This window comes from Psychrobacter maritimus, assembly GCF_029953575.1.
GTDB classification, from domain to species: Bacteria; Pseudomonadota; Gammaproteobacteria; order Pseudomonadales; family Moraxellaceae; genus Psychrobacter; species Psychrobacter maritimus.
In genome coordinates, this window is the sequence record NZ_CP124527.1 from 12,645 (window position 1) to 32,944 (window position 20,300).

General features: G+C 45.1%; 21 protein-coding genes and 2 pseudogenes. 13 read left to right on the forward strand and 10 right to left on the reverse strand.

Going from position 1 to position 20,300, the window contains the following annotated elements; all coding sequences use genetic code 11:
• Nucleotides 1–16: 16 nt before the first annotated feature.
• On the reverse strand, nucleotides 17–1,519 hold the full coding sequence (locus QJS82_RS13510) for an IS91-like element ISCR2 family transposase (protein ID WP_281491752.1): 1,503 nt from the start codon (nucleotides 1,517–1,519) through the stop codon (nucleotides 17–19).
• 106 nt (nucleotides 1,520–1,625) lie between these two features.
• Between QJS82_RS13510 and QJS82_RS13515 the strand changes: the two genes are divergently transcribed.
• The 3 genes from QJS82_RS13515 to erm all read left to right on the forward strand — a co-directional run bounded on the left by QJS82_RS13515 (nucleotide 1,626) and on the right by erm (nucleotide 3,131).
• Nucleotides 1,626–1,814, forward strand: a complete 189-nt coding sequence (locus tag QJS82_RS13515) for a DUF6809 family protein (RefSeq protein WP_281491753.1) — start codon at nucleotides 1,626–1,628, stop codon at nucleotides 1,812–1,814.
• A gap of 126 nt (nucleotides 1,815–1,940) precedes the next feature.
• Nucleotides 1,941–2,180 (forward strand): helix-turn-helix domain-containing protein, encoded by a 240-nt coding sequence (locus QJS82_RS13735; protein WP_348651574.1) that lies wholly within the window; start codon nucleotides 1,941–1,943, stop codon nucleotides 2,178–2,180.
• 48 nt (nucleotides 2,181–2,228) lie between these two features.
• On the forward strand, nucleotides 2,229–3,131 hold the full coding sequence (gene erm, locus QJS82_RS13525; protein ID WP_281491754.1) for a 23S ribosomal RNA methyltransferase Erm: 903 nt from the start codon (nucleotides 2,229–2,231) through the stop codon (nucleotides 3,129–3,131).
• Between the two features lie 256 nt (nucleotides 3,132–3,387).
• Here the strand turns inward: erm and QJS82_RS13530 are convergent, their stop codons facing one another.
• Entirely contained in the window at nucleotides 3,388–4,881 is a 1,494-nt protein-coding gene (locus tag QJS82_RS13530) for an IS91-like element ISCR2 family transposase (protein ID WP_015344975.1), read from the reverse strand.
• 845 nt (nucleotides 4,882–5,726) lie between these two features.
• Between QJS82_RS13530 and QJS82_RS13535 the strand changes: the two genes are divergently transcribed.
• On the forward strand, nucleotides 5,727–5,966 hold the full coding sequence (locus QJS82_RS13535) for a BrxA family protein (protein WP_001353740.1): 240 nt from the start codon (nucleotides 5,727–5,729) through the stop codon (nucleotides 5,964–5,966).
• A gap of 187 nt (nucleotides 5,967–6,153) precedes the next feature.
• Here QJS82_RS13535 and intI2 read toward each other — a convergent pair.
• Nucleotides 6,154–7,131 (reverse strand): annotated as a pseudogene (gene intI2, locus QJS82_RS13540) (class 2 integron integrase IntI2).
• Nucleotides 7,132–7,462: 331 nt separating this feature from the next.
• On the opposite strand from intI2, the gene dfrA1 reads away from it, so the two are divergent.
• The 8 genes and pseudogenes from dfrA1 (at nucleotide 7,463) to QJS82_RS13580 (ending at nucleotide 12,243) form a co-directional block, all read left to right on the forward strand.
• A complete protein-coding gene (gene dfrA1, locus QJS82_RS13545; protein ID WP_000777554.1) occupies nucleotides 7,463–7,936 on the forward strand; it encodes a trimethoprim-resistant dihydrofolate reductase DfrA1 in 474 nt (157 codons plus the stop codon).
• 94 nt (nucleotides 7,937–8,030) lie between these two features.
• The gene (gene sat2, locus QJS82_RS13550; RefSeq protein WP_000704156.1) at nucleotides 8,031–8,555 is read left to right on the forward strand and encodes a streptothricin N-acetyltransferase Sat2; all 525 of its coding nucleotides are present in this window, start codon (nucleotides 8,031–8,033) and stop codon (nucleotides 8,553–8,555) included.
• Between the two features lie 57 nt (nucleotides 8,556–8,612).
• Nucleotides 8,613–9,401, forward strand: a complete 789-nt coding sequence (gene aadA1 / locus QJS82_RS13555) for an ANT(3'')-Ia family aminoglycoside nucleotidyltransferase AadA1 (protein ID WP_001206315.1) — start codon at nucleotides 8,613–8,615, stop codon at nucleotides 9,399–9,401.
• A gap of 75 nt (nucleotides 9,402–9,476) precedes the next feature.
• On the forward strand, nucleotides 9,477–9,974 hold the full coding sequence (locus QJS82_RS13560; RefSeq protein WP_001444089.1) for a hypothetical protein: 498 nt from the start codon (nucleotides 9,477–9,479) through the stop codon (nucleotides 9,972–9,974).
• Between the two features lie 60 nt (nucleotides 9,975–10,034).
• Nucleotides 10,035–10,406, forward strand: a complete 372-nt coding sequence (locus tag QJS82_RS13565) for a hypothetical protein (RefSeq protein WP_000119696.1) — start codon at nucleotides 10,035–10,037, stop codon at nucleotides 10,404–10,406.
• A gap of 409 nt (nucleotides 10,407–10,815) precedes the next feature.
• Nucleotides 10,816–11,010 (forward strand): annotated as a pseudogene (locus tag QJS82_RS13570) (hypothetical protein); the annotation flags it as partial.
• Nucleotides 11,011–11,701: 691 nt separating this feature from the next.
• Nucleotides 11,702–11,992 carry a type II toxin-antitoxin system Phd/YefM family antitoxin gene (locus QJS82_RS13575; RefSeq protein ID WP_087813576.1) on the forward strand — a complete coding sequence of 97 codons (291 nt, stop codon included), beginning with the start codon at nucleotides 11,702–11,704 and terminating at the stop codon, nucleotides 11,990–11,992.
• Nucleotides 11,989–12,243 (forward strand): Txe/YoeB family addiction module toxin, encoded by a 255-nt coding sequence (locus tag QJS82_RS13580; RefSeq protein ID WP_087813577.1) that lies wholly within the window; start codon nucleotides 11,989–11,991, stop codon nucleotides 12,241–12,243. The genes QJS82_RS13575 and QJS82_RS13580 overlap by 4 nt, the downstream gene beginning before the upstream one ends.
• 1,177 nt (nucleotides 12,244–13,420) lie before the next feature.
• On the opposite strand, the gene QJS82_RS13585 is transcribed toward QJS82_RS13580, so the two are convergent.
• The 7 genes from QJS82_RS13585 to QJS82_RS13615 form a co-directional block, all read right to left on the reverse strand.
• Nucleotides 13,421–14,389: a DNA-binding protein gene (locus QJS82_RS13585; RefSeq protein WP_281491739.1), complete on the reverse strand. Its 969-nt coding sequence runs from the start codon at nucleotides 14,387–14,389 to the stop codon at nucleotides 13,421–13,423.
• Between the two features lie 258 nt (nucleotides 14,390–14,647).
• The gene (locus tag QJS82_RS13590; protein WP_156410068.1) at nucleotides 14,648–14,812 is read right to left on the reverse strand and encodes a hypothetical protein; all 165 of its coding nucleotides are present in this window, start codon (nucleotides 14,810–14,812) and stop codon (nucleotides 14,648–14,650) included.
• A gap of 29 nt (nucleotides 14,813–14,841) precedes the next feature.
• Nucleotides 14,842–15,087, reverse strand: a complete 246-nt coding sequence (locus QJS82_RS13595; protein WP_082637987.1) for a BrnT family toxin — start codon at nucleotides 15,085–15,087, stop codon at nucleotides 14,842–14,844.
• Nucleotides 15,084–15,311, reverse strand: coding sequence for a type II toxin-antitoxin system RelB/DinJ family antitoxin (locus QJS82_RS13600; protein WP_058368521.1), 228 nt, complete (start codon nucleotides 15,309–15,311; stop codon nucleotides 15,084–15,086). Before QJS82_RS13600 ends, QJS82_RS13595 begins: the two co-directional genes overlap by 4 nt.
• An 83-nt stretch (nucleotides 15,312–15,394) precedes the next feature.
• The gene (locus tag QJS82_RS13605; protein ID WP_058368520.1) at nucleotides 15,395–16,351 is read right to left on the reverse strand and encodes a replication initiation protein; all 957 of its coding nucleotides are present in this window, start codon (nucleotides 16,349–16,351) and stop codon (nucleotides 15,395–15,397) included.
• A gap of 326 nt (nucleotides 16,352–16,677) precedes the next feature.
• Nucleotides 16,678–16,848 (reverse strand): hypothetical protein, encoded by a 171-nt coding sequence (locus QJS82_RS13610; RefSeq protein ID WP_156410067.1) that lies wholly within the window; start codon nucleotides 16,846–16,848, stop codon nucleotides 16,678–16,680.
• A gap of 198 nt (nucleotides 16,849–17,046) precedes the next feature.
• Nucleotides 17,047–17,388 (reverse strand): hypothetical protein, encoded by a 342-nt coding sequence (locus QJS82_RS13615; protein ID WP_281491740.1) that lies wholly within the window; start codon nucleotides 17,386–17,388, stop codon nucleotides 17,047–17,049.
• 260 nt (nucleotides 17,389–17,648) lie between these two features.
• Between QJS82_RS13615 and QJS82_RS13620 the strand changes: the two genes are divergently transcribed.
• On the forward strand, nucleotides 17,649–20,297 hold the full coding sequence (locus QJS82_RS13620) for a MobA/MobL family protein (protein ID WP_281491741.1): 2,649 nt from the start codon (nucleotides 17,649–17,651) through the stop codon (nucleotides 20,295–20,297).
• Nucleotides 20,298–20,300: the final 3 nt, after the last annotated feature.

Genomic DNA, 20,300 nt, shown 5'->3' on the forward strand with positions numbered 1-20,300 from the left:
TTGGCCTTCAGGCTCGTCAGTCAAACAGACCCAGGAGCAGCTCAGCCGGTGGCGCCCGGCTTTCGGGTAACGCCCTGGTCCCGCTGGTTTCGGCTTTGTGCTTCAGGTGATCAAGGATCTGCTTGATCACTATAGGGTCTTCAATGCAGGCGATGACTTTCATGGCGCCGCCGCAGCCGCTGCAGGTCTCGATGTCGATATTGAAAACACGCTTGAGCCGTTGCGCCCATGTCATCGACGCTCGCCGTTGTGCTGGTGTTGCCGGTTCATCAGCCACCCTGACCTTGTTGCCCCTGCCCCGTTTTGCCGGCGTGACCAACGCCCGGTGCCGACTGTTGGGTGCGAACACCCCGTGGAAGCGGGTTAGGTTGACTCTGGGCTTCGGTACCAGGGCGGCCAGCCTTGCAATGAAATCCAATGGTTCGAAAATGACGTGCGTGGTGCCGTCCCGGTACGGCGTCTTGAGCTGGTAGCGCACGTTGCCGCCTCGTGTTAACGACAGCCGCTTCTCGGATACCGCCGGGCGGCTGATGTACCGGCACAGCCGTTCGAGCTTCTTGCGTTCATCGGCCCTGGCCGCCACGCCGGCGTGCAGGCTGAACCCGGCTACCTTGCCAATCCCGTCACCGAACGGATCACCACTGGTCGGCAGAGTTTGCAAAGTGAACACCTTTCGCCCCGCCTGTGAACCGACAGCGATACGGTAAGTGATCGAGTGCCCCAGCAGGGGTGTCATCGGGTCGTCATCCACCGCATCCGAGGCCAGATAGCTGTTTTCGACATCCCGTTCCAGCAGGCCTTGCCGTTCCAGATAGCGACCCACCCGGTGGGCGATGGTGTGCGTCAGCTGGGTGAGCTCTGGGCTGGTCGGCGCCTTGACCCAGCGGAAACGCGCTGAGCCGTGGGATTGCTCGACATACACACCGTCGAGAAACAGCATGTGGAAGTGAACATTCAGATTGAGCGCCGATCCAAAACGCTGGATCAGGGTGACCGCGCCCGTCTTGGCCACTTGGTGGGTATGGCCCGCTTTCTTGACCAGGTGCGTGGCAATGACGCGGTAAACGATGCCCAGCACCCACCCCATGATCTCGGGCCGGCTGGCAAACAGGAAACGCAGCTGAAACGGGAAGCTCAACACCCACTGACGCATGGGTTGTTCAGGCAGTACTTCATCAACCAGCAAGGCGGCACTTTCGGCCATCCGCCGCGCCCCACAGCTCGGGCAGAAACCGCGACGCTTACAGCTGAAAGCGACCAGGTGCTCGGCGTGGCAAGACTCGCAGCGAACCCGTAGAAAGCCATGCTCCAGCCGCCCGCATTGGAGAAATTCTTCAAATTCCCGTTGCACATAGCCCGGCAATTCCTTTCCCTGCTCTGCCATAAGCGCAGCGAATGCCGGGTAATACTCGTCAACGATCTGATAGAGAAGGGTTTGCTCGGGTCGGTGGCTCTGGTAACGACCAGTATCCCGATCCCGGCTGGCCGTCCTGGCCGTCCTGGCCGCCACATGAGGCATGTTCCGCGTCCTTGCAATACTGTGTTTACATACAGTCTATCGCTTAGCGGAAAGTTCTTTTACCCTCAGCCGAAATGCCTGCCGTTGCAGAAATAACTCAAAGGAGATGAAGGAGCTACTCGGATACATGGCAAGGCATCACGAGGACTTGGCAAAGACCTTCACCGACGAGCAGAAGGAAATCTTCGAGAAGTTCCACGATTGCTGGGATGAGTACGTAAGCCTTGCCGAAGCAGCCATCTTTGAATATGCGTTCAAGTTGGGGATGCAAATTGCTATAGAAACATTAGAATAATTTGCATCCATACAACCCTAAAATATAAATTTCTATAAAAATACTCATATTTACAATTATAACCTTGACAACGACAACCAAATGGTTTATAATATAATACACAAATATGTTTTTGGAAGGAATACTATGACAAGATCAGAACTGATTAAAATTATTTGTCAAAAAAACAATATCAGCCTTTCGGAACTTGCAAGAAAAATCGGACAAACACCGCAAAATTTCAACAAGAAAATATTGAGAAATACTGTTTCCGACGAAGAACTATCAGTGATTTTTTTAAAATTGAAAGTGGTCCATGAGCAGAAGCTTTATTTTGAAGACGGAAGTTCGATTGAACTCAAAACTAGTGAGGCTAAAACAATTTAGGAAAAGTACAAACAGGACAACTATACAAGAAGCGATAAGGAGACACTTATGAGGATTGAACATTCACAAAATTTTTTACATAGCAAACGCCTTGTGTCGGAGTTGCTATCAAAAAGCAATATAACAAGCGAAGATACTGTAATTGAAATAGGCCCCGGCAAAGGAATAATTACGGAAGAATTATCAAAGAAATGTGGACAAGTTATAGGAATTGAATATGACAAAGAATTAGCACATTTGTTGCAAGAATCTTTCACAAACAAATCAAACGTCAAGATTATCGAACAGGATTTTCTTAAATACAAATTGCCTAACAATGGAGTTTACAAGATTTGTGCGAATATTCCTTTCAATTTGACTGCGGATATCATGAAGAAGGTGTTGGAATTTGAAAATCCTCCAACTGATATCTACTTCATTATGCAATATGAAGCATTCTTGAAATACGCTGGAAAGCCGTATTATTGTGAGAGCCTCCGCTCTTTATTGTACAAGCCTTGGTTTACAGCAGAATTGATCCATGAGTTTCAACCTTCAGATTTTCATCCCGTACCCAATGCAAGAATTTGCTTTGTTCACTTTCAGAAAAAATGCACTCCAGATATAACCGAAGGCACTGATTACAAGAACTTTCTATCATATGTTTTCTCTGCGGCTGGAAATAGTTTTAAGGAAAAAACGAAGAAATTGTTTTCTTACGAACAGCAGAAACGCATTTGCAAACAAATCAAAATCTCAATGGACTCGTCTGTAACCGCTATTGCATATGAGGGATGGCTAAATTTATATGATGTGTTCTTGAAATTCGTTTCGAACGAAAAGAAAGAAATTATTAGAGGGTCGGAGAAACATTTAAAAAACAGTCAGAAGAACCTGCACAAAATACATCGAAATCGCAATAACGGTTATTCAAAGACAAAAAGCTATAAAAAAAATAGTGAAAAAAAATAATGAAAAACGGATATTATTTATACGTATAGGAAGAATAAACGCCCTTTTCACCCAAGTCCAACAGCTTTGGACCGCAGTTGACTCTTTCGACACCCCTGCGATGCAACCCAATCCGGCTGACGGGGAGCCAGCAACGCTGAAAATTTACCCTCCTCTTTCCCACTAGCGGCTCCTTTTCCGACAACCAGCACGGCGGATCCCTGCCGCGGCGCTGTGAACGCAGCATTTTGATTGGTATCGTTGGCCTTCAGGCTCGTCAGTCAAACAGACCCAGGAGCAGCTCAGCCGGTGGCGCCCGGCTTTCGGGTAACGCCCTGGTCCCGCTGGTTTCGGCTTTGTGCTTCAGGTGATCAAGGATCTGCTTGATCACTATAGGGTCTTCAATGCAGGCGATGACTTTCATGGCGCCGCCGCAGCCGCTGCAGGTCTCGATGTCGATATTGAAAACACGCTTGAGCCGTTGCGCCCATGTCATCGACGCTCGCCGTTGTGCTGGTGTTGCCGGTTCATCAGCCACCCTGACCTTGTTGCCCCTGCCCCGTTTTGCCGGCGTGACCAACGCCCGGTGCCGACTGTTGGGTGCGAACACCCCGTGGAAGCGGGTTAGGTTGACTCTGGGCTTCGGTACCAGGGCGGCCAGCCTTGCAATGAAATCCAATGGTTCGAAAATGACGTGCGTGGTGCCGTCCCGGTACGGCGTCTTGAGCTGGTAGCGCACGTTGCCGCCTCGTGTTAACGACAGCCGCTTCTCGGATACCGCCGGGCGGCTGATGTACCGGCACAGCCGTTCGAGCTTCTTGCGTTCATCGGCCCTGGCCGCCACGCCGGCGTGCAGGCTGAACCCGGCTACCTTGCCAATCCCGTCACCGAACGGATCACCACTGGTCGGCAGAGTTTGCAAAGTGAACACCTTTCGCCCCGCCTGTGAACCGACAGCGATACGGTAAGTGATCGAGTGCCCCAGCAGGGGTGTCATCGGGTCGTCATCCACCGCATCCGAGGCCAGATAGCTGTTTTCGACATCCCGTTCCAGCAGGCCTTGCCGTTCCAGATAGCGACCCACCCGGTGGGCGATGGTGTGCGTCAGCTGGGTGAGCTCTGGGCTGGTCGGCGCCTTGACCCAGCGGAAACGCGCTGAGCCGTGGGATTGCTCGACATACACACCGTCGAGAAACAGCATGTGGAAGTGAACATTCAGATTGAGCGCCGATCCAAAACGCTGGATCAGGGTGACCGCGCCCGTCTTGGCCACTTGGTGGGTATGGCCCGCTTTCTTGACCAGGTGCGTGGCAATGACGCGGTAAACGATGCCCAGCACCCACCCCATGATCTCGGGCCGGCTGGCAAACAGGAAACGCAGCTGAAACGGGAAGCTCAACACCCACTGACGCATGGGTTGTTCAGGCAGTACTTCATCAACCAGCAAGGCGGCACTTTCGGCCATCCGCCGCGCCCCACAGCTCGGGCAGAAACCGCGACGCTTACAGCTGAAAGCGACCAGGTGCTCGGCGTGGCAAGACTCGCAGCGAACCCGTAGAAAGCCATGCTCCAGCCGCCCGCATTGGAGAAATTCTTCAAATTCCCGTTGCACATAGCCCGGCAATTCCTTTCCCTGCTCTGCCATAAGCGCAGCGAATGCCGGGTAATACTCGTCAACGATCTGATAGAGAAGGGTTTGCTCGGGTCGGTGGCTCTGGTAACGACCAGTATCCCGATCCCGGCTGGCCGTCCTGGCCGCCACATGAGGCATGTTCCGCGTCCTTGCAATACTGTGTTTACATACAGTCTATCGCTTAGCGGAAAGTTCTTTTACCCTCAGCCGAAATGCCTGCCGTTGCTAGACATTGCCAGCCAGTGCCCGTCACTCCCACTCGATTGTAAACAAGCACACAAAACCCTTTAGTGACAACAATTTGCAAGAACTATCAGGCTCAGTGCCATGAAAAATACCATGACCAGATCATGAGGTTGAACACGGCTTGCGCCGGCAGCGTTCACGCTCCTGGTCGGCGATCTCGCCCGGCTGCAATGCTAGCTCAGCATCGGTCATGCGCTCCAGCACGTCGCGTAGGCGGATGGTGCAAGGTGTGGGCGGACAAAATAGTTGGGAACTGGGAGGGGTGGAAATGGAGTTTTTAAGGATTATTTAGGGAAGAGTGACAAAATAGATGGGAACTGGGTGTAGCGTCGTAAGCTAATACGAAAATTAAAAATGACAAAATAGTTTGGAACTAGATTTCACTTATCTGGTTAACTAATCTAGCTAACCTGCCGCTCAGCTTAGTACGATCCTATATCCAACTGATCATAATCCTTTCATCAGTATCCCAAATTAAATCCCCCTCCTAGACTGCCTCACCAACACTTTACAGTGATCCCGTATTTCCGGACAGGTGATTGATTTTTTTCGCTTGTACAGGTGTTAAGCCACAGTTATCTTGATGTGGACATTATGCATTGTAATAGCCCATTAACATGCGCTAAGAGCATAAATTAATATACAGTAACAAGCATTACGAGGTGCTAATGTTTGGAAAGCAGCCTCTTCCAACTACAATAATAAGTTAACTATCCTCCACCCACAAATAATTACAAATGACCCCTTTCCGCTATAACTCCGATCTCACCAGCGGCTCGCTACAAACCCGAGAGTGTCGCATTATTACTGGCTTGTTACTCCAAGAGCTTGATGAAGCTGCCTGGGATAAAGCCATGTATAAGGAAAATGTGCTTCAGAAACGCACGCAATCTACGGTAAGACGTATTTCTTCAGCGCTTAGAAAACGCCTAGAACACCTAAGCTCTGACTTTTGGGCTTTTGCGTTTTTATGTTAGGCATTGTCTGGCAACTGGAGGAAGTGTAATGACCATGAATGGTCACTGTGATTGACAGTATCTTGCTTAAACTTATCTGAACAATGGTAGAACTGGCTCATATTTATCCCCTCTATGATTGTTTATCTTTTTCACCATAAAAAGTATCAGGGGCTACTCAGGGCTACATAAAGATATTTATCTACTTTTACTGATTGATAAGTAGCATCAGTCCATCCGCAGGACTGGTGGTGCCGGCAAAATGCTGACCCAACACATGCGTATAGATTTGCGTGGTCTTAACATCGTTATGCCCTAAGAGTTCTTGCACAGTGCGAATATCACGCCCCGCTTGTAATAGATGCGTAGCAAACGAGTGACGAAATGTATGACAAGTGACACGCTTGCTAACGATGCCTGCTTTTTGTACGGCTGCCTTCAATGCCTTTCGCGCAACGGAGTCATGCAGATGATGGCGGCATAATTTGCCGTTATACGGGTGGTTGCAGAGCGTGCTGGAGGGAAAGACAAACATCCACGCCGCTTGTCGATAAGCAGAAGGGTATTTGTGATCTAAAGCAAAAGGCAGCGATGGCCCTACGCCTTGTAAGTTGTCGTCTTGCTGAATAAGCCGCGCTTGCTCAATGAGTTATTTTATTGCTGGGATTAGGCGCGTGGGCAGTAGGCTGTTTCTGCTTTTCCCACCCTTACCGTCATGCACAGTGATGCAGCCATTATCAAAATCAAAATCTTTAACCCGCAAACGCAAGCATTCATTAATGCGCAAACCTGCACCATACAGCAGCGTAAAAATAACTTGGTTGCGAGTATCCATAACCTGCAAAATGCGTTGCACTTCATTTGCAGAGATAACAGAGGGTAGCCGTCTAGGCTTGCTTGCAGGGATATAATCAATATCGCCCAACGGCTGTTGTAAAAACCTGTTGTACAAAAAAGCTAGGGCATTTAAAGCGATTTTCTGCGTGTTTATGGCTACATGTCTGCTGTTTGCTAAGCTGGATAAAAACAGCCTGACCTCTTCACTGCCCATGGTCTGAGGATGACGTTTTTTGTGAAACAGAATAAAACGCTTAATCCAGTGCAGGTAAGTTTTTTCAGTTTTCAGCGCATAACCTTTTTGTCGCATATCCGTGCGTATAGAATTTAAAAATGGACTGTTAGACATAAAACGCTCCTTGTCTTGCAACTGTCTGCCTATACAGCCTATTCTAGCTGGGATTTAAAAAAGTGCCTGTTTTTTACGCCTAGAGATGCTTGTTTACCGGTAGAGTTTTAATTTAATGCTAAATAAATTAAAATGTTATGAGTTCTTTGGGTGAGATAATGTGCATCGTGCAAGCAGGATAGACGGCATGCACGATTTGTAATAACAGAGTGTCTTGTATTTTTAAAGAAAGTCTATTTAATACAAGTGATTATATTAATTAACGGTAAGCATCAGCGGGTGACAAAACGAGCATGCTTACTAATAAAATGTTAACCTCTGAGGAAGAATTGTGAAACTATCACTAATGGTAGCTATATCGAAGAATGGAGTTATCGGGAATGGCCCTGATATTCCATGGAGTGCCAAAGGTGAACAGCTCCTGTTTAAAGCTATTACCTATAACCAATGGCTGTTGGTTGGACGCAAGACTTTTGAATCAATGGGAGCATTACCCAACCGAAAGTATGCGGTCGTAACACGTTCAAGTTTTACATCTGACAATGAGAACGTATTGATCTTTCCATCAATTAAAGATGCTTTAACCAACCTAAAGAAAATAACGGATCATGTCATTGTTTCAGGTGGTGGGGAGATATACAAAAGCCTGATCGATCAAGTAGATACACTACATATATCTACAATAGACATCGAGCCGGAAGGTGATGTTTACTTTCCTGAAATCCCCAGCAATTTTAGGCCAGTTTTTACCCAAGACTTCGCCTCTAACATAAATTATAGTTACCAAATCTGGCAAAAGGGTTAACAAGTGGCAGCAACGGATTCGCAAACCTGTCACGCCTTTTGTACCAAAAGCCGCGCCAGGTTTGCGATCCGCTGTGCCAGGCGTTAGGCGTCATATGAAGATTTCGGTGATCCCTGAGCAGGTGGCGGAAACATTGGATGCTGAGAACCATTTCATTGTTCGTGAAGTGTTCGATGTGCACCTATCCGACCAAGGCTTTGAACTATCTACCAGAAGTGTGAGCCCCTACCGGAAGGATTACATCTCGGATGATGACTCTGATGAAGACTCTGCTTGCTATGGCGCATTCATCGACCAAGAGCTTGTCGGGAAGATTGAACTCAACTCAACATGGAACGATCTAGCCTCTATCGAACACATTGTTGTGTCGCACACGCACCGAGGCAAAGGAGTCGCGCACAGTCTCATCGAATTTGCGAAAAAGTGGGCACTAAGCAGACAGCTCCTTGGCATACGATTAGAGACACAAACGAACAATGTACCTGCCTGCAATTTGTACGCAAAATGTGGCTTTACTCTCGGCGGCATTGACCTGTTCACGTATAAAACTAGACCTCAAGTCTCGAACGAAACAGCGATGTACTGGTACTGGTTCTCGGGAGCACAGGATGACGCCTAACAATTCATTCAAGCCGACACCGCTTCGCGGCGCGGCTTAATTCAGGAGTTAAACATCATGAGGGAAGCGGTGATCGCCGAAGTATCGACTCAACTATCAGAGGTAGTTGGCGTCATCGAGCGCCATCTCGAACCGACGTTGCTGGCCGTACATTTGTACGGCTCCGCAGTGGATGGCGGCCTGAAGCCACACAGTGATATTGATTTGCTGGTTACGGTGACCGTAAGGCTTGATGAAACAACGCGGCGAGCTTTGATCAACGACCTTTTGGAAACTTCGGCTTCCCCTGGAGAGAGCGAGATTCTCCGCGCTGTAGAAGTCACCATTGTTGTGCACGACGACATCATTCCGTGGCGTTATCCAGCTAAGCGCGAACTGCAATTTGGAGAATGGCAGCGCAATGACATTCTTGCAGGTATCTTCGAGCCAGCCACGATCGACATTGATCTGGCTATCTTGCTGACAAAAGCAAGAGAACATAGCGTTGCCTTGGTAGGTCCAGCGGCGGAGGAACTCTTTGATCCGGTTCCTGAACAGGATCTATTTGAGGCGCTAAATGAAACCTTAACGCTATGGAACTCGCCGCCCGACTGGGCTGGCGATGAGCGAAATGTAGTGCTTACGTTGTCCCGCATTTGGTACAGCGCAGTAACCGGCAAAATCGCGCCGAAGGATGTCGCTGCCGACTGGGCAATGGAGCGCCTGCCGGCCCAGTATCAGCCCGTCATACTTGAAGCTAGGCAGGCTTATCTTGGACAAGAAGATCGCTTGGCCTCGCGCGCAGATCAGTTGGAAGAATTTGTTCACTACGTGAAAGGCGAGATCACCAAGGTAGTCGGCAAATAATGTCTAACAATTCGTTCAAGCCGACGCCGCTTCGCGGCGCGGCTTAACTCAAGCGTTAGAGAGCTGGGGAAGACTATGCGCGATCTGTTGAAGGTGGTTCTAAGCCTCGTACTTGCGATGGCATCGGGGCAGGCACTTGCTGACCTGCCAATTGTTTTAGTGGATGAAGCTCGTCTTCCCTATGACTACTCCCCATCCAACTACGACATTTCTCCAAGCAACTACGACAACTCCATAAGCAATTACGACAATAGTCCATCAAATTACGACAACTCTGAGAGCAACTACGATAATAGTTCATCCAATTACGACAATAGTCGCAACGGAAATCGTAGGCTTATATATAGCGCAAATGGGTCTCGCACTTTCGCCGGCTACTACGTCATTGCCAACAATGGGACAACGAACTTCTTTTCCACATCTGGCAAAAGGATGTTCTACACCCCAAAAGGGGGGCGCGGCGTCTATGGCGGCAAAGATGGGAGCTTCTGCGGGGCATTGGTCGTCATAAATGGCCAATTTTCGCTTGCCCTGACAGATAACGGCCTGAAGATCATGTATCTAAGCAACTAGCCTGCTCTCTAATAAAATGTTAGGCCTCAACATCTAGTCGCAAGCTGAGGGGAACCACTAGTGTCATACGAACCTCCAAGAGACGGTTACACAAACGGGTACATTGTTGATGTCATGTATGACAATCGCCCAAGTAAGTATCCAGCTGTGTTCAGAACGTACGTCCGAATTCCAGACTATGTCGAACTAGATAACGCGGAGGAGCTGGCCGACGCAATCATTCGAGAGGTTGAGTTAAAGGAGGCATGGCTCACAAGGGTCTTGGGGAACTCAGCCGATCCTGACGCTTCTGTGGGCAAGTGGGACCGGCGCCTAGCGCAGTGCGGTGGTATTGATGAGATGTCAAGTGGGGTGCAGGCAACATACTTCAGTCCAAACGGTCAGCTGGTCGGCTTAGTGGCATACATTGATGCCGAATGGATGGATGAATAGCTCTGACGTTACGATTCAGGTGAGACAACCAGATGGGCATTGCGTACAAGCTCAGTTGCCACCGATGTGGCTACGAGTCTGATCTTCTTTACCTAGGCCAAGGTATGGCGATGCTTCCTGAGCAAATAGTCGGAACGTGCACATGCTGCGACAATCTAACGACGATTTCTATAAATGAAAGCTACGGAGTATGCTCACTTTGTGGGGCTAAGGATCGTGTGATATTTACAAGCTATCAGCATGAGGCAAGGCCAAGAAATCCCTGCTATCTAGAGAGAAGTTTCAAATATCAATGCCCAAGATGCCATGCCTTCAGTATGGAGCCTCCGGATCTACCGGAGATGCTTTGGGACTAATGCTCCGCTTTGCCTCGGGTATCCGTTCGACCTATGTTTAAGAGGAAACGCACGTGTCTGCCGCCAAAGCTCTTGCCTATGCACTTTGTGACAAGTTGGAAAGCAAAAAAGTTGATGAAGTCGTACGAAATCTTGTTTCTAGCGGCTGGAATATTAGGGAAGTGGCCTGGGAAGCTTCGTCCTTTGATCATGAAATGCCCTACTTTGACACGGGGCGGGACTTCGATATTGGATTTCCTGACACGCTGTGAACCGCCCTGAGATTGTCGGAGACTCAACATCCTGAGAGAATACGACAATAAAAAAATAAAACTACGCCCTTTGATTTTTATTTAAAGGCATCACAACGCCATATAAAAATCGATTTAATGCAGTAAGGCTTGATAATAACCATTATGTTGCATTCATAATTGCTTTTCTGCAAAATGGTATGAGTATATGAGTATATGAGTATATGAGTATATGAGTATATGAGTATATGAGTATATGAGTATATGAGTATATGAGTATATGAGTATATGAGTATATGAGTATATGAGTATATGAGTATATGAGTATATGAGTATATGAGTATATGAGTATATGAGTATATGAGTATATGAGTATATGAGTATATGAGTATATGAGTATATGAGTGTATGAGTGTATGAGTGTATGAGTGTATGAGTGTATGAGTATATGAGTGTATGAGTATATGAGTAAAATTTGTTTCTTTCGACAATATAAGGCGGCAAACGTGCCAAGAAATTTAAACTAAGAGCAATATGTCAGCTTTCATATGTACGTTTTAAAAAGATACATGAAGACATATCAAATTATCCCTTTGCTTCTTACTAATATATGTACAGATATAAGTACAGATATAGTATATACTAGTATAACATTCAACCTATAATGATAGGTCATATAACCAACATAATTAAACGTGGAGTAATTATTATGGACGTTGTGAACTACACTGATTTTAGAAAGAGCTTAGCAAAGTATATCGATAAGGTAGACACTGATAAAGGCCCGATATTAATTACAAGACAAAATGCTAAACCGACGGTATTAATGAGTTTAGAAGAGTTTAACTCGTATGAGGAAACACTGCATCTTTTAAGCAGCCCTACCAATGCCAAGCGTCTCAGACGCTCTATTGCTGATGCTAAAGCTGGTCGCTTGATTGAACGTGAGATTGATGCCAAAGATATGCCACTCACTTTTGATGATGAGGTAGACGCTTGATACTATCTTGGACGGAAGACGCGTGGGAGGACTATGAGTACTGGCAAAGAACCAGTAAAGAGAAAGTCAAACAGATCGGTAAGCTGATTAAAGCCATCAAACGTGACCCATTTAAGGGTATTGGCAAACCTGAACCACTCAAACATGACCTTGCAGGCTACTGGTCTCGTCGAATTGATCAAGAGCATCGGCTGGTTTATGAAATTCAAGATGATGCGATCATTATCGTCCAGTGCCGTTATCATTACTAAGCAAAGGTATAACAGCTCAAAAAGTGCCTGATTTATAATTAGGCACTTTTTCATAGTGATAGGTAGTTAGTTAATGTCCAGAAACGTTCTTTAATTCTTGAGACATCTCAGCAATCAACTGACGCGAGTACTTAGCCACGATTTGTATTTCAGAATAGCTATGGTCAACCTTTAAGAGACTTGCGATGATTTGACGCTTCTTAGTAACGGGTCTACGGCTTCTATGTTTATTTTCTGCTTTAGCCTAAGTAATTTAAAAATGCCCTAGATATTAAAAACCTAATCTATATGACAAACAAAAAAATGCCTCTGGGAGTTGACTCCTAGAGGCATTTAGTTTTTAATGTAATTAACGGTTACAGTGTGCGTCAACACCCTGTAACGAACAAATAAGCATACGCAGTGCGTTATTTGAACAGCATTAAATGCCCGTGTAGGTGCATTTTATCCAAAATATGCTTTCATATCAACCTTATTCACTATACATTTTAAAAACTGCTTGTTCGCTCGTTACCTCCTTGTGCTGCTCTCTCTGTAATTGTTACCCGTCAAATGGGTGGCAGGCCTCGGCGACGACTGCGTTTGACATAAGGGTGAGCTCCCTACAGGGGTGACTAGACAAAGGATCAGAGCAACGCAATGAGTGGTTACTCGTGCATATCGTAGCGGTATATTGGGTTTATGCCCTTGCTAGCGTATGACAGCACAGTAGCGGTTAAGAGCGTGTCTAGGCGGTGCTATCAGCCGTAATCTTAACAACCGTAGCTTGATACAGTGATACGGTCTTGATGACGCGATGGGCGATGAAGTCGGCATGACTAATCACATCAAATCCAAGGAATGCACTAAAGCGTTTGTGAGTGTTTTATCTACTCATAATCGCTTTAGGGTGAGTGTTCCTTGAAATCTGCTCAAGGCTCCAAAATCAGCATAAATTCACTTAGGCTAATTTAAGTAGTATATAGCCCACTCGGCTATATACTATAAGAGTCCAGAGAAAAATTTAGAATAGTTATTATACAGCAGTCACTTATTCAGTGAGTCGATATTGTCATGGTTGATTCATAAGCTTAGTGTGAATAGAACGAGATCTATGCCTTGGGTAAACTACCTCCCAAACTTATAACTGTTCTTTATCTTGAAATCCTAATTAAACTGAAACCTCGAATACTTTTATTTAGTCAGCATCCAAAGTATTATCTTTGTTTTGAATAAGTATGAGATCATCTTGAGCTTTCTTAAGTTGATCTTGTAACAGAGTCACTTGTTCCTGCTTTGATAAATGACGGCTTGATAGCTCGCTATACTGCTTATTCAGTACGCTATGCTCAGCTTCAAGCTTAGCCTGTGTTTGGGTCAGCTGATCGTTGAGTCCTGATAGCTTGTTACGCTCAGCGACTATGGCCTTTAACTCCCCTTTGACTTCTGCTGTGTCAGTCGCTATCTCATTGCGTTCAGTGGTGACTGTCTTTAGCTCACCCTTAGTCACTGTCAGTTCTGTTTGTAGACGTGCAATTTCTGCTTTATCGCTACTAGCAGTGGCTTCAAGCGTGGCCACTTTTGATAAGTTGACGTTAAGCTCTTTTGACTGCTGATCAAGGGTATGGCGCAGATCTGCAAGTTGAGCTTGGGCTGCATCTGTTTTAGCTTGCTCAAGCTCAAGCGCGTGCTGAGTATCACTGAGTGTCTGTATCAGCGTGTCACGTTCAGCAGTAATCTGAGCCGAAGTGATTGCCGCTGCCTCTGCAGTTGCTGTGACCTCATCGAGCTCTAGCAACAAATTAGCTTGTTCACTCTCTAGCGTCTTAACCGCTTCTTGAGCCTCATCTGTCTCAGCTTGCGACTTGGCCTTAATACTCTCTAGAGCCTCCCGTTCTTTAACCAGACGATCATTGGCAATATCAATGGCCGTCTGCCACATATCTGCACCAAGCGTTTGTAAGCGTTCAGCAATGCTACTTGGTAGCTCAACCTGTCTTAGCTGCTCTTCTTGTTGGTTATCCTGACGCCAAGACTTCATGGCTTCACTGATGGTCGTGAATGATCCACCACCCAGCGCCTTACGCACTTCGGCTAAAGTAGGTTTGATACCTTGTTCGTGCAGTTGATCAGCAATAGAATGAATTTGCTGTGTAGTAATGGCCATAATTATTGTCCTTAATTTTGTATGAGTAAATATGTAGCGTTTGTAGTATGTTGTATATAGTATAATACAATATACAACATACTACAATATAAGGCTTAAAAAAACCTCAAGTAATCTTGAGGTCACAATCATTAGATTAGGGCTAACGATCAGTTAAGTACTCTTCTAGCGCATTACTATCATTTATTAATGATTAGCGCCTGTTTGCTTGGTTTTATCCTTAAATTTGGCAATGATACTGGCCTCAGTAAAGAACGCTTATGGTTTAATACTGCCACGGCTAACACCTGACCAGTCGGTGACTTCTGGAATGTCTGATAGATCAATGTCGTCATCATTAAGCGTTGCTAAATGCTCTAAATCTACTTGTTGCTTGGCCGTTAGTGGTGGTAGCTCGTCTATTTGATAGCTAACTTTGTTCACACTGGCTCCCTTTAATTTTTTTGACACGTCTAGCTGAGATAGATAATGCGTATAACCTCACCATTATCTATTTCTGTTTGCGTATGGGCTACCAATAGGACGGCGGTACCGTCTACTGTACCCAGCGCTTGCCACTGCTTTTCATCATTTTCATACCTGTCTTGCTGACGCAGGCATAAAAGGTCTAGAAAAACTCGGGCGGCTGCCTCAAATAATAAACGGTGCTTACGCTGATTGGTGTTTTTTTGTTCATCCCATTCAAATCTAATGCTTATCTGTTCTCTCTGTCAGTATGCTCTTTATAGATTAGCAATTCATCTTGACTGACAGCTGATACTTTCTGGTATTCAAAAGATAGCGGTACTTGATTGGTTTGCGCCACTTGGGTCAAGAACAATTTAATCGCTTGAGACGGCGTTAGACCATAGCTTTCAAACACGGCAAAAGCATTTTCTTTTAGCTCTTGATCGAGCCTGATATTATAATTAGTTGTCGTCATGGCATTACAAATGGCTTATCTGTGTACATATAATATAAACCATTTGTATAGACAGTACCAGATTAATCACTCTTTTTTCTTTGCTATGATTTTTGCTTAGGGAACGTATAACCTACCGCCAGCAAATGCTTTTTATGGGTCTTTAAAAAAGCTTCATCTCTTAATTGAGTGTGTAACCAGCTGATCACTTCTTGGGTACTTTTTCCTGAAGGCGCATAGCTACCAAATGGGGCATAGTTAGCCAATAGAGGCGCAAAACGGTCGATCTGTTTGACGGTTAAGGATGGTATATCTCTATTCTCATTATTCTGATTTAAGTCCTCCAGACTTTTTTTCTTGGTGGGCTTAGCTTTGACATTAAATTTTAGTCCTGTGACGGTACGACCACGTTTAACGTTTTCATAGGTGATTTTAATATCTGACTTTTCTGTTATTTCTTCAACGCTTGGGTTGATGACTCGACTTTTTAGGTTGTTAATACGTTCGTAAGATTTAGAAAGAGCTAGCTCCTCTCTAATTTCTTCAAGTGACATTGTCCACGAGCTCATTGCCTCATGTTTTTTGGCCAGATGGTATATATCTATTGAATATTCACCCTTCAGTTTAAGTACATCTTCTTTTTTATATTTAGTGAATGGATTATTTTCATCAAAAACCTTCAACATCAGTAGCACTTCATCTGTAAAACATAGAGACACATAGCCATCTTCATATATTGATCTGATGACCCACTGTACATTGACACGGCTACCGCGTTCATTTCTATAGCTAAAAAATCGCCTCATCATCGTTTCACTAGCATCTTTTAATTGAGTATAAGCAGAATCCACTTGAATGTTGCAAGCCTCTGCAAATGCTTTCGCGGTTATCTCTATAGTGTCTTTTTCAGTGGCATCTATCAAACGCACTACTGAACTAGCAAGCAACAGCAACCGTTTTTCATCAAGTGTCATTTCATAAAACGCTTGTAGAATACGATTTTGCATAACAACCCAATTTGCAGGGTATTTCTTCTCATATAAACCAACTTGGTTAGTCATATCTACGCCTTAATGCTCAAATCTATCTAATTGTAGCATAATACCTGCTGATTGTAGCTTTTAACCTAGCTGATTGTAGCATTAACCTAGCTGATTGTAGCATTAACCTAGCTGATTGTAGCTTTATAGATCTTGAAGCCCTTAATTGGTAAGGTCTGAGAGCGTCCTAAAAGTCTTTAAAAGTCTTTAAAAGTAAAAAATATGTTTTTATATTAAATAATAGGAAAAAAGCTCAAGAACTGACGGATTTGAGATGATAATATGAGCGACCAATCACTTATAAAACTTATCAGTAGCCCAGAATGCAATTGTCCATTTACTTGATGTTAATCCTCGTTCACATAGTTCGGATCAAGCTTGGATCTTTGAAAATCTTCAAAAGCATGGTCAAAGATATTTTGAATATCTTCATCTGTCATTCTGGACAACCCTGTTTTCACATTCTCAATATCAGTCTCATTTTTTGTAGATAGTTTGTCTTCATTTTCAGTAGCCATTATCGATACCTCTGTAAACTCCTTTTAAATCGTTGCCAAAAAGCCTAAAAACCACTCTTATATGTGTTTTACACTCTGTTCGATACGATGGTAGCTAAAGCTGTTCTAAAACGCTTAAAACAGCCGATAATCGTCTCCTAACCTTTCGCTAATTAGCAGACGATCCAGCTGTACCGTCAATTAAGCGATTTCTAGCAGCTACTGTGCTGATGAATCATCATCAAACAATGAACCGTGATCACTGTTGTGACTGCTTTTAGGCGGTGTAAAGCTGCTTGGTACCACCTCAGCTTTACTTTGTATTTTATTGGCAATTGCTTTCAAAAACTCACGGTGCTTTTTTAAACGAACGTAATTTTCATTATCGTGTGCGTCTAAAAAAATAGCTTGCAGTTCATGATTGTCATCATCGTCTAATGCGTTGGCCAACCACTCCCCTAATATTTTATGTGCTTCAAGCCTGTCCTGATCAATCTCTTTTTTAAGAGCCTGCAACTGCTTGATCTTATCTGCGAATAGATCATCTGATATTACTGACATTATCTCATCCTTTTTCAGCTAACTATGATAGAGTTGATCCTAGCAGTACACACAAAGGTATGCAAGGTAGTAAAATACACAAGACCACATCTTTTCGTGGGCGCAGTAGTATTTTAACCCTCTGTTAAGAGCGAACTTAGGAGTTTATGTAAAAAAGACCCACAAGGGGTACTATTTTTTTACATAAACTCCGTCGTTCGGCAGGGGGCGAACCCCCTACAACCCCCAAAAAAACATTTTTCAATTCCGGGTTTTTTGCTATGAATAATAAAGGGTTTCATCTGTCGGTTAGCGCTGTTAGCAAAGCGAAAAATCATAGTGTGTTGGCAAAATCTGCCTATAATTCTGGCTCAAAACTGATCGATAAGCAGTTGGGAGAGATACATGATTACACCAGTAAAGCTAAAGACAAAATCTTAAATTTAGTGGACAGTGATGGTACTAAATACACGCAAGTTATTGAGAAAAATGTGATGCATACGGCGTTGATAACGCCAACTCTTGCTGGGAATCTAGCAGTGACACGTGAGGGTTTTTGGAATGATATCGAACGCATTGAGACTCGTAAAAACGCGCAATTGGGTACTGAGATTGATGTGATGTTTCCTGATGGGATCACCGCGGATCAGCGTATAGTTCTGGCCGAGCGCTACGCTCAAACCTTATCTGATCGCTATAACGTGCTTGTCGATGTGGCCATTCATCGGCCCCACAGTCACGAGAAACATGTGGGGGAGGTTGAAGTGGTTGAGCTGACCAGTCGTAACTTTCATGCCCATATTTTACTCTCAAGCCGTGAGATAGTAGCGGATGTTGAGGGTTATGCTTTATCAGCACGCAAGAATTGGTTGCAGTGGTCAACGGAGGAGCGGTTATCCAAAGGACTAAATGGGCGCGGTGATGAGCTTAAATATCAACGCCAACTTTGGGCGGATATGGCTAATAAGCTATTGCCTGAGAATAAAAGTATCAGTGAGAAATCATACCGTGAGCAGGGCATTAATCGTTTACCAAAAATGAAACTGGGCAAGTCATTGTATAAGGATATCTTAAAAGGTAAGCGTTCAGTGATTCATGAGTACAACGAGACGATTGATGAGATCAACGCCTACATCGAAGAAAATGGTTTAGTAATTGAGTATGACGACAAGGGTCGTATTGATCTTGAGAGCAACGTACAAGAGATTGATGGCGTTACAGTACATTATAAAAAACGTAAACCCTTTGCACGATTTGAACTTAGTAACATTCGCTTGGTAGATCCCGCCGCTGAACTTACACCCCCTACTCCTAAAGAGGACAGTCAGTCTCATAGTGATGCGGCCAATGATCAAACACTTGATGAGCTTTTAGTGATCTCAGACGATTTTGAAAAGCAAAAAAAGATGGTGCGCAGCGCCTTATTTTCAACCATTGATAGGCTGCATGAAGAGTTAGCGCACCAGTCCAAACAGACCATCACCATTGACGAAAATATTAAAAGCACACCGCGGTTCACCGAAGAGGTGGGACAGGATTACAGCACGTCCCGCCAAAAAATGATTGAGCTTGCCAGGCAGATAAGCACAAAAGAGCAAAGTGAGGCACTAAAGGCGGCTTTAGCGTTGGTTGAGGAGTTTAGACAAGATGATACCCTACAAACGCGCCGCGCCGTTACCAATCTTGAGAAGCAGCTGTCACAGATTGATAAAATAGTGCTGAATAATAAAGCGATGCTAGAAAAGCTGATCCCGCTTAATAATGAAGTCATTGCTGACTACAAAGGGTTGAAGGCCACCCTAAAACCCTTTGCCGCAAAGCTGAATAAACTGGCGACTGGCTTTAAAGCACTTGATGAGATTGATATTGAAAAATCCGACTTATCCTTACAGTGGGATCAAGCGTTTGCGGATCTACAAGACATAGACGTCACCAATAACATGGATACTTATCATAAGTTTGCTGCATTTGCAGATCTGGATATTGAGCGATTTAAGTACCTTGAAAAAGAACGTGAGGCGCTCAGTACATTAAAAGCGGTAGAGATAGACGCGGATACTGACACTCGTTTGACGGCCTTGGCTGCCGATATTAAAGCGTTTAAGACTGCCAATGATAACGACATCAAACAGTTAAAGCAGCAAATTAATACCAGTCAGAAAACCTATCAGCGCCTATCGCCGTTTTATGAGCAGCGTATCGATTTGCTTGATCAAAGTGAAGCAGTAATCGTGCAAGATAATGATTTATACGATGAGATTACTCAAACCAAGACCACTCAACTAAATGCAGATCGGCTTGAGGACTGGCGTAACCGTATGATGGCGCTGCATCAGCGCCTCATTAACGATCATGAACAGGCACTGCTTAAGGAAGAGGCTGAGCGCGCACGAGAGGAGGCTTTGATCAGGCGGCGAGCAACCTTACAACAGAGGCGGCAGCAGGCATCTCTTAAGCGTCAGCGAATCAATGAGACCAAAGCATATCGAAATCGATTTGACAATTTATTGGTAAGAGTGCGTGACCGCGTTGATAGCCTTGATTTTAAGGTCATTGATGCATCGATCGAAGTGATTAACGCGGCTGAGGCAGTTGCCGCGCAAGCATTTATATTTACCACTCTAAAACGCACTGACAGCTTTACCGTGCTACAAAAGAATTTACGAGACACTGATGCCAAAAAAGCTGCATCGCAGGTGCGGGAAGCAGCAACGACGCTATGGCAACAGCTTGAGCGCTTGTCTGACAATCAAGATAAGGTCGAGGTGTTAACGAAGATCAATGAGCGCTTTGAGCATGTTCCCGCTATCACCATAGGTGGGGCAACGCTCACGCAAACTGTGACAGATCACCTGCAAAAAACGAAGAGCGCCATCCAAGCGCATGAACAAGCACAAACACGCCGCTATTCATCTCCACGCCCATTTTAGGCG